Origin of the sequence: Bacillus pseudomycoides DSM 12442 (assembly GCF_000161455.1) — a bacterium.
GTDB lineage: Bacteria > Bacillota > Bacilli > Bacillales > Bacillaceae_G > Bacillus_A > Bacillus_A pseudomycoides.
In genome coordinates, this window is sequence record NZ_CM000745.1 from 4,114,902 (window position 1) to 4,128,313 (window position 13,412).

Genomic DNA, 13,412 nt, shown 5'->3' on the forward strand with positions numbered 1-13,412 from the left:
ATGACCTCCTTTGTTAATAGAATAGCAGGAATGAAATAACCTCATCCGACATTTCGTGCACAATTATATAGGGTACCTTACAGAAATGTAATGTTTCTGTAAGGAGAATGAATGGATGGCTATTTATCCCAATGCTATAGTAGCAAAGTAGTTATTTCATGAAGTTAAATGTCCATGTCTTCTGCTAAGTAGCCTTACATAATTGTCATGTTTGTGTAAGAAACATCGATAGTGGCAAGAGTAGGAGTTAGATATAGTGAAAATAGAGAATAGAAGAAGTGAGGGATATAGAGATGAAAACAGTGTTAGAAGCGAAAAATATTAAAAAAGTATATGATACAGGTGGAAATAAATTTGAAGCGTTAAAAGGTATTAACTTACAAGTGCAAGAAGGTGAATTCGTTGGAATTATGGGACCTTCTGGATCTGGTAAAACGACTCTTTTAAATGTTCTTTCTACAATTGATAATGCAACGAGCGGTGAGATTTTAATTGATGGGAAAGACATTGTGAAAATGAATGATGATAAATTAGCATTGTTCCGCCGTGATCATTTAGGATTCATTTTCCAAGATTATAACTTATTAGATACGCTAACGGTGAAAGAGAACATTGCATTGCCACTTGCGTTATCAAAAGTGAAAGCGAATGAAATTGATCGCCGCGTTCTTGAGATTGCGAAGAAGTTCGGCATCGATCATATTTTAAGTCAATTTCCATACCAAGTATCTGGTGGACAGAAGCAGCGCTGCGCAGCATCACGTGCAATCGTTACAAATCCAAGTATGATTTTTGGGGATGAGCCAACAGGAGCACTTGATTCCAAATCAGCAACAGACTTATTAGAAAGTATGAAGTCATTAAATGAATATGATAATTCAACAATTTTAATGGTAACGCATGATGCGTTTGCGGCAAGTTATTGTAAACGTGTTATCTTCATTAAAGACGGTGAGTTATATAAAGAATTGCACCGCGGGGAATTAACTCGTAAACAATTCTTCCAACAAGTAGTAGACGTAATGTCCGCAATTTCCGGAGGTGCCATGGATGACGTTATCTAGCATTGCCCTCCGCAATATACAGCGGAACTTTAAGGATTATTTTTTATATTTTGCATCTATGATCTTTAGCATCGTCATTTATTTTACATTTAAAGCGCTGCAATATAATTCACAAATGGAAAAAGCAGCGGAAGGATCTAAGAAAATTAGCGGAGCATTCCAAGTTTCCAGTGTGATGCTGATTATTTTCGTAGCGGTATTTATTATATACTCTAACGGGTTCTTTACACGGAAACGTAAAAAAGAAGTTGGATTATATTCACTGCTTGGTATTCGAAAAAGACAAATCGGTAAAATGTTATTTTATGAAAATATGTTGATGGGCTTAATGTCATTAGTAATCGGGATTGCGATTGGTAGTGTACTGTCGAAGTTGTTCCTTGAATTGTTAGTAAGTATGATGGGACTGAATTTAAATGTTCATTTTGAAGTACCAATGTCTGCAATTATTGATACGGCAATTATCTTTTTTGTGATTATCCTTTATACATCACTTCAAGGATATCGTTTAATCTATCGCTTTAAATTAATTGAACTTTTCCGTGCAGAACATGAAGGAGAAACGATGCCAAAAGGATCAATGATTATGGCATTGATTTCAGTGTTCTTAATCGGTTCTGGCTATTTCTTATCACTGATGTATATTAAAGCAATTAAATATATAGACTTTATGACAGTTGCGCTTTATATTTTACTTGCAACAGTACTTGGTACGTACTTACTATTTATGTTCTTTACAGTATTTGTATTAAAACGAGCAAGACATAAGAAATCATCTTTCTATAACGGTATGAACATGGTAACGACGTCACAGTTACTGTACCGCATTAAAGGAAATGCAAAATCTCTAGCAACTATTGCAATATTAAGTGCGGTAACATTAACGGCAGTTGGTACGTCTGTTACGATGTATTACAACACGTTTAAACAAACGAAAGATTATGCGCCGCACAGTTATTCTTACGAGAAAAAGGATGCGGCACTTGATAATAAAGTAAATGCGATTTTGGGTGAAGAGAAACAGAAGCATCCTGTAACGAACCAATTCGAAATAGAAATGGTTCCTGTTAAAGGGAAGTTTGAAGGCGAAAAAGCAGATATGGGTATGAATACAAATTATTTAGTTACCGAGAAATATCAGCTTGTATCGCAATCAGCATTTAATAACATAGCAAAGAATATGGATATAGAGGCTGTAAGTTTGGCGGCTAACGAGGCATTCGTATTTGATGGTATGTATATTGAAGGGCATGAGTTCAGCACTGTATATAAAGGGAATAAAGCGGTATTCCCGATTGGTAATGAAGCGAAAACATTAACGATTAAAGGTGCTGAAGGACGTAATATAACGAACTTAGGGGAACTATTCGTTGTTGTACCAGATGAAGTATATAAGAGTGCGAAGGCAGTAGCTGACACACGTATCGTTAAAAATATCGATGTAAAAGATGAGAAGAATAGTAAAGTGCTAACAGAGAAATTAAAGAAAGTGATGCCAGCTGGAGAACCAGAAGTTGCGCGACCTTTCAATGATTTCTACACGGGTTTCCATGGTATGCTGGAAGCAACAGGATTAATGATGTTTATCGGTCTATTCTTAGGACTTGTCTTCTTATTAGCAACAGGCTCTATCATTTACTTCAAACAGCTAACAGAAGCAAGTGCAGACCGCGATCGTTACGTTGTACTACGTAAAGTCGGGGTTACAAAACAAGAAATGAAAAAGGCAATTGCGAAACAAGTAAGCTTTATCTTTGCAATTCCATTAGTAGTAGGGATTTGCCACAGCTTATTTGCATTAAAAGGATTATCAACGTTAATGCCATATGAAATTTTGATTCCATTATTAATGAGTATTGGTGTGTATAGCGTCATTTATATTGGATATTACTTCTTAACAGTTCGTTCTTATTACAAGATCGTGAGCTCGAAGTAATGAAAGGAGCAGCTATCGCTAGAAGCGATAGCTGCTTTTTTACATCTTCATAAAATCTTAAGAAATTCCCATGCTATTTTTTAAAAAATGATAGTTATACTTGGAGCTATATTAGACGATATTGAATGAACGGGAGAGGTTAGAGATGCAACTTATTACATTCTTAACCGAATTTGTGAAACATCCAAAGAATACTGGAGCAATTGCACCTAGTTCTAACATATTAGCCAAAAAGATGGTAGGCGCGATTAATTTCGAAGAAGCAAAGTATATTCTAGAATTGGGACCTGGAACAGGATCATTCACGAGAGAGATTATAAAGAGAAAAAAAGAACATACAATATTTATCTTGATTGAAATTAATGAAGTTTTTTTCAAAAAGTTACAGAAGCAGTTTAAGGACGATCCAAACGTTTTGGTTATACATGGATCAGCTGAGAACATAAAGAAATATATAAAGGAGTTACAAATAGAGAAGGTTGATTATGTATTATCAGGGTTACCTTTTACATCCTTACCAACGGAAGTATCATCTCGTATTTTATCCAGTGTAATGGAGTCATTAAGTGAGGATGGCGAGTTTATTACGTTTCAATATTCGCTTGCAAGGAAAGCATTTATCCAAACCTTTTTTCAGGAAATTTCACTAAAAAAGGTTTGGTTGAATCTTCCTCCAGCACATGTTCTTAGTTGTAGAAAAAGGCTAGGAGGTCATACGCCTAATGGAATTACATGAATTGTTATCCTATATTGAGCAGTATGGCTATGCGGCTTTATTCTTTTGTTTATGGCTTGGGATTGTAGGTATGCCAATTCCAGATGAAATGATTGTGATGAGTGGTGGGTTTGTATCGTCAGTAGGCATACTAAGTGTAATTCCGGCATTTTTATTAACCTATTTAGGTGTCGTATCCGGCCTCTCTTTAGGGTATATACTTGGAAAGGTTTTTGGTGATAAAGTACTTGATAAATTGATGAAAAAGAAAAAGGCGAAGTATCTTTTACAATCACAAGAAATGATTGGTAAATATGGACATTATGCATTAGTAACAAGTTATTTTATACCTGTCGTTAGACATATTGTTCCTTATTTGGTTGGTATGAATCGTATGTCATTTAAAACATATGCTTTGTATTCATACACGACGGGATTTATGTGGACGTTGCTTTATTTTATGCTTGGTTCTATGTTTGGTAAACACATCGAGGCGATTGTAGAACTTGCGACGAAGTATGGCCTCTATTTTGGTGGCACAATTGTCGTCATAGCAAGTGTTTTATATTTATATATACAAAAGAAAAATCAGGTAATAGGATAGATTACTTGTCTAAATATTCGTAGACAGTAAGGAAAAAAGCAGCTATTTTAAGTAATAGCTGCTTTTTTCAATCATTTATTTCAAATTCATAATTAGGAAGTAAACTTGCACTGTAGATAAGGAGAAAGAGGATCTTCTCTTTATTGGATTTCATAATTGAGGAATGTAGGGGAAATGGAACCTAATCTTTACAATTTTTGTAGTAGTCGTGTCCCGCTATTCATATCACCTTTACATAAAGGACATTTGGGTTCTTCTTCTAAAGAAAAGTTTTTACGCATCCATCCTAAACAATCTTCTGTTTGGCATTCCCATACAGCGATTTCTTCTGGATCTTCTACAGGCTTATTATTTCTTTTCCAATACATACAATCACTCCTCTAAAGTGAAAAATTTTTCTAAAAAAAAATAAAAAGGTTGTTAACGTTTTTTGTTAACAACCTTTTATATTTTTAATTATAATGTTTATTTTATAAAAATGCGAACTTTATAAATTACCAAAGTATAACAAGGACTCTATTATACTAATTCTGGGTTATAAATCATCGTAAAATGTCCTGGCAATAATTTAATTTGGCACGGTGTATGAAGAGAGCTCTCTCCTACCTAAAAAGAAAGGTTTTATGTTGGTTTTTTAATTTGTATTTATATAGTAGTGGATGATATGAATAAACTTCCATCAAAAATTGATGGAAGTTGTATGTGGTTTTATTTTTCTGTTACTACTGAAGCGATAAATGGTAAGTTACGATATTTTTCTGCACAGTCAATGCCATAGCCGACGATAAATTCATCTGGAATTTGGAAGCCTACATACTCGGCTGTCAAATCAACTTTACGACGCTCTGGTTTATCAAGTAATGTACAGAACTTTAATGCTTTTGGTTTATGCATAAAGAAGTGGTCTTTTAAGAAGTGAAGTGTTAAGCCAGAATCGATAATGTCTTCTACAACAATTACATTTTTGCCTGTAATGTTGACATCGATATCTTTTAACAATTTAACTTTTCCTGTTGTTTCCGTTTGGTTGCCGTAACTAGATGCAGAGATAAAGTCGATTGTTACTTCATTTTTAATGTGACGAATTAAATCAGCAGCAAAGACGAAAGAACCTTTTAGTACTGCGATCACAACGATTTCTTCTCCTTCAAAATCGCGTTCAATTTGCAGTGCTAGTTCTTTTACCTTTGTTTGTAATGCTTCTTCAGAGATTAAAGTATCTTTTATTTCAATTTTCATTAGGATCCTCCTGCGTTGTAAAACTTGTGAACATTTTGACTGTAAAGGATTGAAGGGGAAAAGTCAAAAAAGAGAAATACATATTGGCTAAAGGTTTATATTAGGAAAGCCAGAATAAAATAAAATGAAAGTTCGATTTGAAGTTTTCATGATCCGTTCATGCTAGAGAAATTGGGAGGAGAATGGAATGTTTAAAAAAATAATCTCAATAATTCTTCAACTATTTATTATGATTATGCTATTTGTAGTGATTGTAAGTCTTCCGATGTTATTTATAAATGGGAAGAAAGTTGGAATACATGTAGAGCATTTTTTTACACAATGTATACATGTTATCTCTGCACTTATACATCCAGAAGAGTTAAAGCTGAAAATGGCTACACAAGTAGCGACTGTTTCAAACAATGTACAAATATTTAAGATACAAGAAAGGGAATTTCCCTTATTTCCACTTATATTTAAGCCATATACATATTCACTCGTGCTTATACTTGGAGCGCTTATAGTTTCTATATGTTCGTCTTTTTTATGTAGTATCATTGCGGCGGTTTCACCGAGGCGTGTACAGCGAGTGATAGAAGAAGCTGTATTTTTTCTTAAAACAATTCCAGATGTCTTCCTAATTTTTTTTCTTCAACTTTTCATGGTAAGTATATATAGGTATACCGGATTTTTACCACTACATCCATTTTCTACGATGCAAAATACATCTATTGTATTACCACTTCTCATTTTAGCTATTATACCTACCATCTCTTTATTCCAATTTCAAATGCTACTTATAAATGAGGAGCAGAAGCAAGGTTATGTTATGTTTGCGAGAGCGAAAGGGTTTGGTAACATGTATATTTTGTGCAGGCATATTTTTCGCAATATGGTTGTTTCAGTTGTGAATCATATTGAATCAATATTACTAGCCTTGATAACGAGCTTATTCGTTTTTGAGTATATGTTTAACATAAGAGGTTTATTTTCGATTTTGATTAGCGGTCAAGATCTGGTGGTTATCGTTTATTTGCTGCTGTTATTTATAGTGCCTATGTATGGAGTAATAGTAGGATTGAATTGGTTAAGGAGGAAGTTGTATGCATAGCCAGCGTTATAAGTACTTCTTATTCCCGATTATTTTATTATTAATAATAAGTATTGCACTCCCATATTTTCAAGAGGAGTCTAAGGTAGTGGAATATCGATACAATGAAAAAGGAGAAATTGTTGAAGCGGCTCCTTTTTCAATTTCCCGTGCACATTGGTTTGGAACGGATCGAGAAGGAGAAGATTTATTTTATAAAGTAATAGATGGGGCTAAGTACACAATTTTAATTTCATTTTTTGTGGCAGTTGCTAGAGTAATCATTTCTTTATTGATGAGCCTGTTCATTCATAATGATAAGTGGGGAATTTTTTTCTTACAACGTGTTACTGTTAGTTTGCAATTTTTTCCGCAAACGTTATTTTGTATCTTATTTCTTACACCATTTATCATTTATGAGCTACGAACGAAACCTATTGTCACAAATATAGAAGTACTATGTATACAATTTCTTGTATTCGTTTTTGTAGCAGTGCCAGGAATGACACGATTTTTTCATAAAGAAGTTCAGCAACTTTGGAACAAGGAATATGTAAAGAGTTCTTTCTTATTAGGAGGAAGCAGATGGCATGTGTTTCGAACTCATATTATGAAAGTATTACAACCACAAATTATATTTCAAATTGGAGAGCAAATGGTGCAAGTATTATTAATTATGTTACATCTTGCTCTGTTTAAATTATTTTTAGGGGGAACGAAAATTGTTTCCGGGCAAGCTCATGATCAATTTAGTATATATGTTCCATACCTAAATGACTGGGCAAATTTAATTAGTTATTACTATGGAGAATTAATGCTAGAGCCAAGAATTATTATAATCCCAGTTATGTTTTATATGATTCTTTTATATTGTATGACGAAAGTAGTGAACGGATATAAACATAATAGAATAGAGTAAGCAGAAGATTTATATAGAGTATTATTTTTCGTCCAACGTGGTTAGAGAGTAGAGGTGAGGAAATAAAAAAGAATTTGATTTATCTTAGAGGAATTCCTTTATTTGTATAATAGCATTCTTTTTACAAAAATCCCCACAAAATAATCTGATGATATACTGATCATATTGAGAAAGCGCTTCTATGGAGGGTGATAATCATGAAAAAGAAACAGTACACAAGTGTTACATTTATAAAAGCATTACTTTTAACAATTGTTCTTGGTATGTTGGCTTACTTAATTGATGTTCCTGCTATTCGCATTCCACTCATTGGGATGACTTTAGTTCTTGGAGCAATTTCTCATGGAATGATGTTGCAACTGTATGAAGCTGGATTAGATGATATGAAAAAATATATAGATGAAAAATGATTAAAAACCCTCCATTCGTTTAGATGAAGGTTTTTTTCATTTCTTACAAAAATGTAAGGTGATTTGTAAGAAAAATCGATAGTTGAGTAGTCGTCTTTTGGATAAACTTATAGATGTAAGGTAAAAGGCAAGCACATTTTAGGTAAAATAAGCTTTAGGCACTATATGTGAAAAGGAGTAGGAGGGAATGGAGAAACGTTGGACGACCCTTGCTTTGTTATCAACTAGTAATAAGATGGTACTAGATGAAGAGATGTGCCTTTTGCACTTGTTTGATCGGGAAAACGATCATTCTTCTTCACAGTTTACAATGAAGTGGTGTAAATGGAGCGAAAGTTGTAAGTTTGAAGAAGAGACCCCTAATGAAGAGCAAAGGATCATTCTCACAAACCCGATAGAGGCATGGGCCTTCCAACGTCGTAAGTGTAACGTCAAAAATCACTTAAAGAAAACTGAGCCGAGACAATTAGTTATCACTCCAGCCCCTTTTATTCTAAACTCACGCGAAAGTAACAATTAGACACTGAGACACAGAAAAAGCATTGTAGAGGGAATCTACAATGCTTTTTTATCCCGTATAAATTTCCATTTATACGGGATAAAAAAGGAATTTAGTAAAAGAGAAACATCTATATTAATTGTAAGGATGTAACGGTGAAATGTTACTATTAAAATATAAAAGTAACAAAAATGATAAAAATATTACATTTGTATTACAAAATAGTTGTTTATCCCTATAATTCGTAATATAATTTACTTGTAGGGTATAGAAACTAAAAAATAATTTATTATTTGGGAGACTGGGAAAAATGAAAAAAATTATTTTGCTAGTTTTAATGTCTGTAATGTTTTTAGTACCTGCCGTTTCTCATGCAGAAACAAGTGGAAATGTAAATCAGGCTGTCCCGAAAGAAGAACAAGCTATACAAAAAATGGGATGGGTAAAAGATGGAGATTCATGGTATTACTTTGATAAAGATGGAAAAGCTCATGAAGGATGGTTAAGTTATAACGGAAATTGGTATTACTTTATAGATAGAATCATGGTGCAAAAAGATTATGTTAGGGTAAATGGAAGAGATTATTATTTAGGTAATGATGGTGTTATGCAGACTGGTTGGATAGCAGATGGTGAAGATCGCTGGTTATATGCAAACCAAGATGGATCATTCAAAACAGGTTGGGTGAAGGAAGGAAATAAGTGGTATTATATTCATCGTGGATTAATGGCAACTGGATGGGTAAGAAATGATACAGGTTGGTATTATATGAATCCGAATGGTACGATGAAAACAGGTTGGTTACAAGAATCTGGGAACTGGTATTATTTAAAATCTGACGGTGCAATGGCAACAGGCAAACACTTAATTAATGGTACTTGGTATTCATTTAAAGATAACGGTGTTATGCTCTAGATATTTAAAAAAAGAGGCTGTCGAAAGTAGTTGAATTAGCTACTTTCGACAGCCTTTTTTTATTCCGTAAATAGAGAGGTGTGCATAGGGAATTTTGCTTTCTTGAAGGTAATTGAATCTTTAAGAAAAATCCATTTCATCTGCATCTCATATTTACATAACAGATATATTCTATAAATACATCCGATGCGATGTGAAAAAAGTATACTAAGGAGAGATATAAAATGAAAAAGAAACTTTTACCAATCTGTGCGATGGCACTTTTATCAGTAGGATATTCTTCGGTAGCAAGTGCGTCTACTGGGACAATGACAAAGGAAGAAGTAGCACAAGTACAGCAAGATACAACGAAAAAAGAAGCAGCAATGCAGGAACAACAAAAACAAGATAAGATGAAAAAAGAAGCGGCAGTGCAAGAGCAACAAAAACAAGATCAAATGAAAAAAGAAGCGGTAGTGCAAGAGCAACAAAAACAAGATCAAATGAAAAAAGAAGCAGCAATGCAGGAACAGCAAAAACAAGATAAGATGAAAAAAGAAGGAATTCAAGAGCAACAAAAACAAGATAAGATGAAAAAAGAAGCAGCAGTGCAAGCTACAAAAGGTGAAAAACTACCAAATACAGCATCAAATAGCATAACAATGATGACGTTAAGCGCGTGCCTTGTAGCATTAGGATCATTGTTTGGATTTACGCGCCGTAAAATTAAAGCGTAAAACAAAATATAAATTAGTCTATAAAGAATGGGATAATTTCATATATTAAAAATGGTAGGATATCCCTACCATTTTTTGCATGGAGGGATTAAAGTGAGACTTATAAATCGTATTGGATTTGCTTTCATGATAGTCGGTATTCTTATGGGGACGTATTATTTTTTTGAATGGTATAAAGGAAAAAGTTCCGCACAAGATTTAACGACAGAAGAGATAAAGCATTTTGAAAAAATAGAATTAAAAGGGCATTCCACTGAAACATCTGTGAATTCTCAAGTACCTTCTTCTCAAATGCAATATAAAGAAGGAGAGAAAGTAGCGATGTTAAATATCCCAAAAATAAAGAAGAAGTTCTCTATATATTGGGGGGCAAGTGATACCACATTGAAAAAAGGGGTAGGTATGTTTGTTAGTGATATGACAACAGCTCCATCTGAAGGAGGACACACTGTACTGAGTGGACATCGCGATACTGTATTTACAGAGCTAGGAGAGCTTAAAGAAAAAGATAACCTCATTGTGGAATACGATAATAAGATTTATACTTATGAAATTCAAAAAATGTGGATTACACATGCGGATGATCGCACAGTCATAGTAAAGAAAGAAGAACCAACATTAACGCTGACGACGTGCTATCCATTTGATTATATAGGTGATGCACCAGATCGATATATTATTGAAGCGAAATTGATTTCTACTGATTCAAAATGAGAGTATAGTACTCTGTCTTTAGCTATTTAGAATGAGAGAAGGGGGAAGGGAATATGACAAAAACAATTTTAATTGTTGAGGATGAAGATATTTTACGCGAAATATTGAAAGATTATTTTCTAAATGAACAATATAAAGTACTTGAGGCAAGAGATGGGAAAGAAGCTTTATCCTTGTTTGAAGAAGAAGAGGTTCATTTAGTTATTCTTGATATCATGTTACCGGAATTGGATGGTTGGTCTGTTTGCCGAAGAATCCGTAAAACGTCTCAAGTGCCGATTATTATGCTCACGGCACGTGTGGATGAAGACGATACGTTACTTGGATTTGAGTTAGGAGCGGATGATTATGTAACGAAGCCATATAGTCCGCCTATTTTACTAGCGAGGGCAAAGCGATTACTTGAAAGTCGAATACTTACAAGTAAATCTCCAAGTAATGAAGATGATACGCTATCTATTCATGGAATTTGTGTTCATTTCCCATCACGTATCGTTACGATAGAGGGAGTGGACATTAATTTAACACATACAGAGTTTGAGATATTGACCTATTTTATGCAGAATCAATGGATTGTTTTGACAAGAGAGCAATTGATTTCAAGAATTTGGGGATATGAATTTGCTGGTGATGACCGGACAGTGAATAGTCATATCCGTAATTTACGAAATAAATTAGGAGATAAAGCAAAGTACATTACGACTGTTGTTCGGATGGGGTATAAATTTGAGGGGAATGTATGAGAAAAGGGATTGTACTCAAATTATTTATTCTTACAACAGCACTATGCATGTTGATTTTAGCGACGATTTTTATTGGACAAACGATATTTTTCAAACAATATTATGCCAACAGAAAAGTAAATGATATTCAAACAAATATAAGCTCCTTTGAGAGAGAGTATTTGAATAGTGATGGTAACACAGAAGCAATTCAGAAACTGGAACAAGATTTTTATAGAGAAAATAATACATGGATTACAGCATTAGATAGTGATGGAAATTTAAAACATGCGACTGATTTTTATTTAGAAGTAAAGCTGGATCGGCTATCGCAGAAGGAACTTGGAAAAACAAACCTTACAATCCCTCTCTATTATCTTATGGGGATAGAAGAGATTGAAAATGAAAAAATGCCGTATTTTTCAGGGTTGCAAATTTCAGTTTATGGGATGGTTAGAGATTCTACAGTTGTTCCTGCTGTATTAAATTTAAGTAAGGGTATAAATTGGTCCAACAAGCCATTAGATAAGAAAATAAATGAAATAGCTCCTAAGGTGAAAGAGGAAAAGAAAAGTGCTGCTCAAGTTCCTAGTACTGGTTTTGGGGGAACTGTTACAAAAGTGCAACTACCTGATAGTAAAGGGATAGTGAATCCACTTTATAAAAACACTTTGTTCTTGGAGAGTATAAAAGAATTTCAAGCGGACTTACTGTTAAATGAAAATAAAGATAACAATGATGCCTTAAGAATAAATGACTATGAAAAAAATGATATAAAATATAAATTATTAATCAAACCGATAAAGGAAAAGGATGGCTCTTTAACATATATATTCGCGATGGCGTCCTTGCAGCCCGTAGATGAAGCAGTGCAAATGGTAAAGGATTATTATGTATATATTATTGCATTTGTGCTAGTACTTACCTTGTTGGCATCTTTTTATTACTCAAAACAAATTGCAAAACCGCTATTACGAATTAATGATACAACGAAAAAAATTGCACATTTAGATTTTTCGGAAAGAATCCCAATTACTTCAAAAGATGAGATTGGCGATTTATCTAACAACATTAATATATTATCAAATACATTGCACACACATATTGAACAATTAGAACAAGATATTGAAAAAGAAAGAAAGCTAGAAAATACGAGAAAAGAATTTATTTCAGGTGTCTCACATGAATTGAAAACACCACTAAGTATTATGAAAAGCTGTATTTCGATTCTAAAAGATGGGGTAGCCGAACATAAGAAAGAATATTATTTTCAGGCAATGGAAAAAGAAGTGGATAAGATGGATATGTTAATTTTGGACATGCTGGAGTTAGCTAAATTTGAATCTGGCACGTATAAAATGCAGATGGATACTTTTCATATTGATGAGGTCATTGAGCATATATGTGGACAACTATCATTAGAAATAGAGAAGAAACAACTTCATATTCACAAACACATATCTCCAGCTCAAGTTGTTGCAAATCAACATCGCATTGAGCAAGTAATTGTCAATTTCATTACGAATGCAATCCGTTATACACCTGAAAAAGAGGATATTATTATTTCTACAATAGATGAGCTAAATCAAATAAAGATTTGTATAGAAAATAAAGGCACTCATATTGAAGAAGAACAATTAGATAAAATATGGGACCGTTTTTACCGTATAGATACAGCTCGTCAACGTTCAAACGGTGGAACGGGACTCGGACTTGCTATTTCCAAAAATATTTTGGAACTTCATGGCGTAGAGTATGGTGTAAATAATACAGCAGATGGTGTGTTGTTTTACTTCTATTTAAATAAAAAAGTGTAGTAGGATTTGTCTAAATACACAGAATGAAAAAGGTCTTTCTCAGTAGAGAAAGGCCTTTTGGTTTTTATC

At 33.6% G+C, this 13,412-nt stretch carries 15 protein-coding genes; 13 read left to right on the forward strand and 2 right to left on the reverse strand.

Features of this window, described 5'->3' with window-relative positions; genetic code table 11:
* Positions 1-293: 293 nt before the first annotated feature.
* The 4 genes from BPMYX0001_RS20965 (at position 294) to BPMYX0001_RS20980 (ending at position 4,319) form a co-directional block, all read left to right on the forward strand.
* Positions 294-1,064: an ABC transporter ATP-binding protein gene (locus BPMYX0001_RS20965; protein WP_003201420.1), complete on the forward strand. Its 771-nt coding sequence runs from the start codon at positions 294-296 to the stop codon at positions 1,062-1,064.
* The gene (locus tag BPMYX0001_RS20970) at positions 1,051-3,000 is read left to right on the forward strand and encodes an ABC transporter permease (protein ID WP_033799179.1); all 1,950 of its coding nucleotides are present in this window, start codon (positions 1,051-1,053) and stop codon (positions 2,998-3,000) included. Before BPMYX0001_RS20965 ends, BPMYX0001_RS20970 begins: the two co-directional genes overlap by 14 nt.
* Positions 3,001-3,145: 145 nt before the next feature.
* Positions 3,146-3,736: a class I SAM-dependent methyltransferase gene (locus tag BPMYX0001_RS20975; protein ID WP_006096328.1), complete on the forward strand. Its 591-nt coding sequence runs from the start codon at positions 3,146-3,148 to the stop codon at positions 3,734-3,736.
* Positions 3,723-4,319 (forward strand): DedA family protein, encoded by a 597-nt coding sequence (locus BPMYX0001_RS20980; RefSeq protein ID WP_018782046.1) that lies wholly within the window; start codon positions 3,723-3,725, stop codon positions 4,317-4,319. The genes BPMYX0001_RS20975 and BPMYX0001_RS20980 overlap by 14 nt, the downstream gene beginning before the upstream one ends.
* Positions 4,320-4,507: 188 nt before the next feature.
* On the opposite strand, the gene BPMYX0001_RS20985 is transcribed toward BPMYX0001_RS20980, so the two are convergent.
* Entirely contained in the window at positions 4,508-4,687 is a 180-nt protein-coding gene (locus tag BPMYX0001_RS20985; protein ID WP_006096330.1) for a cold-inducible protein YdjO-related protein, read from the reverse strand.
* A 340-nt stretch (positions 4,688-5,027) separates the two neighbouring features.
* A complete protein-coding gene (gene hpt, locus BPMYX0001_RS20990) occupies positions 5,028-5,558 on the reverse strand; it encodes a hypoxanthine phosphoribosyltransferase (protein WP_003201413.1) in 531 nt (176 codons plus the stop codon).
* Between the two features lie 187 nt (positions 5,559-5,745).
* On the opposite strand from hpt, the gene BPMYX0001_RS20995 reads away from it, so the two are divergent.
* The 9 genes from BPMYX0001_RS20995 (at position 5,746) to BPMYX0001_RS21035 (ending at position 13,343) form a co-directional block, all read left to right on the forward strand.
* Complete coding sequence (locus BPMYX0001_RS20995; RefSeq protein ID WP_006096331.1) at positions 5,746-6,651, forward strand: ABC transporter permease subunit; 906 nt, start codon at positions 5,746-5,748, stop codon at positions 6,649-6,651.
* A complete protein-coding gene (locus tag BPMYX0001_RS21000; protein ID WP_018782047.1) occupies positions 6,644-7,549 on the forward strand; it encodes an ABC transporter permease subunit in 906 nt (301 codons plus the stop codon). The genes BPMYX0001_RS20995 and BPMYX0001_RS21000 overlap by 8 nt, the downstream gene beginning before the upstream one ends.
* A gap of 194 nt (positions 7,550-7,743) precedes the next feature.
* Entirely contained in the window at positions 7,744-7,959 is a 216-nt protein-coding gene (locus BPMYX0001_RS21005; RefSeq protein ID WP_029427337.1) for a hypothetical protein, read from the forward strand.
* Between the two features lie 187 nt (positions 7,960-8,146).
* On the forward strand, positions 8,147-8,479 hold the full coding sequence (locus BPMYX0001_RS21010; RefSeq protein WP_018764625.1) for a hypothetical protein: 333 nt from the start codon (positions 8,147-8,149) through the stop codon (positions 8,477-8,479).
* Between the two features lie 289 nt (positions 8,480-8,768).
* A complete protein-coding gene (locus BPMYX0001_RS21015) occupies positions 8,769-9,374 on the forward strand; it encodes a PspC-like choline-binding domain-containing protein (RefSeq protein WP_006096334.1) in 606 nt (201 codons plus the stop codon).
* Positions 9,375-9,598: 224 nt separating this feature from the next.
* The gene (locus BPMYX0001_RS21020; protein ID WP_006096335.1) at positions 9,599-10,090 is read left to right on the forward strand and encodes an LPXTG cell wall anchor domain-containing protein; all 492 of its coding nucleotides are present in this window, start codon (positions 9,599-9,601) and stop codon (positions 10,088-10,090) included.
* A 93-nt stretch (positions 10,091-10,183) separates the two neighbouring features.
* A complete protein-coding gene (locus BPMYX0001_RS21025) occupies positions 10,184-10,804 on the forward strand; it encodes a class D sortase (protein WP_033799180.1) in 621 nt (206 codons plus the stop codon).
* 53 nt (positions 10,805-10,857) lie between these two features.
* On the forward strand, positions 10,858-11,547 hold the full coding sequence (locus tag BPMYX0001_RS21030; RefSeq protein ID WP_006096337.1) for a response regulator transcription factor: 690 nt from the start codon (positions 10,858-10,860) through the stop codon (positions 11,545-11,547).
* Positions 11,544-13,343, forward strand: a complete 1,800-nt coding sequence (locus BPMYX0001_RS21035) for a sensor histidine kinase (protein WP_033799181.1) — start codon at positions 11,544-11,546, stop codon at positions 13,341-13,343. Before BPMYX0001_RS21030 ends, BPMYX0001_RS21035 begins: the two co-directional genes overlap by 4 nt.
* Positions 13,344-13,412: the final 69 nt, after the last annotated feature.

Coding starts and splice junctions, on each gene's coding strand:
- BPMYX0001_RS20980 (WP_018782046.1), top strand. CDS start 3,723: ATGGAATTACATGAATTGTTATCCTATATTGAGCAGTATGGCTATGCG.
- BPMYX0001_RS20985 (WP_006096330.1), bottom strand. CDS start 4,687: ATGTATTGGAAAAGAAATAATAAGCCTGTAGAAGATCCAGAAGAAATC.
- BPMYX0001_RS20975 (WP_006096328.1), top strand. CDS start 3,146: ATGCAACTTATTACATTCTTAACCGAATTTGTGAAACATCCAAAGAAT.
- hpt (WP_003201413.1), bottom strand. CDS start 5,558: ATGAAAATTGAAATAAAAGATACTTTAATCTCTGAAGAAGCATTACAA.
- BPMYX0001_RS20995 (WP_006096331.1), top strand. CDS start 5,746: ATGTTTAAAAAAATAATCTCAATAATTCTTCAACTATTTATTATGATT.
- BPMYX0001_RS21000 (WP_018782047.1), top strand. CDS start 6,644: ATGCATAGCCAGCGTTATAAGTACTTCTTATTCCCGATTATTTTATTA.
- BPMYX0001_RS21010 (WP_018764625.1), top strand. CDS start 8,147: ATGGAGAAACGTTGGACGACCCTTGCTTTGTTATCAACTAGTAATAAG.
- BPMYX0001_RS21020 (WP_006096335.1), top strand. CDS start 9,599: ATGAAAAAGAAACTTTTACCAATCTGTGCGATGGCACTTTTATCAGTA.
- BPMYX0001_RS20965 (WP_003201420.1), top strand. CDS start 294: ATGAAAACAGTGTTAGAAGCGAAAAATATTAAAAAAGTATATGATACA.
- BPMYX0001_RS21035 (WP_033799181.1), top strand. CDS start 11,544: ATGAGAAAAGGGATTGTACTCAAATTATTTATTCTTACAACAGCACTA.
- BPMYX0001_RS21030 (WP_006096337.1), top strand. CDS start 10,858: ATGACAAAAACAATTTTAATTGTTGAGGATGAAGATATTTTACGCGAA.
- BPMYX0001_RS20970 (WP_033799179.1), top strand. CDS start 1,051: ATGACGTTATCTAGCATTGCCCTCCGCAATATACAGCGGAACTTTAAG.
- BPMYX0001_RS21015 (WP_006096334.1), top strand. CDS start 8,769: ATGAAAAAAATTATTTTGCTAGTTTTAATGTCTGTAATGTTTTTAGTA.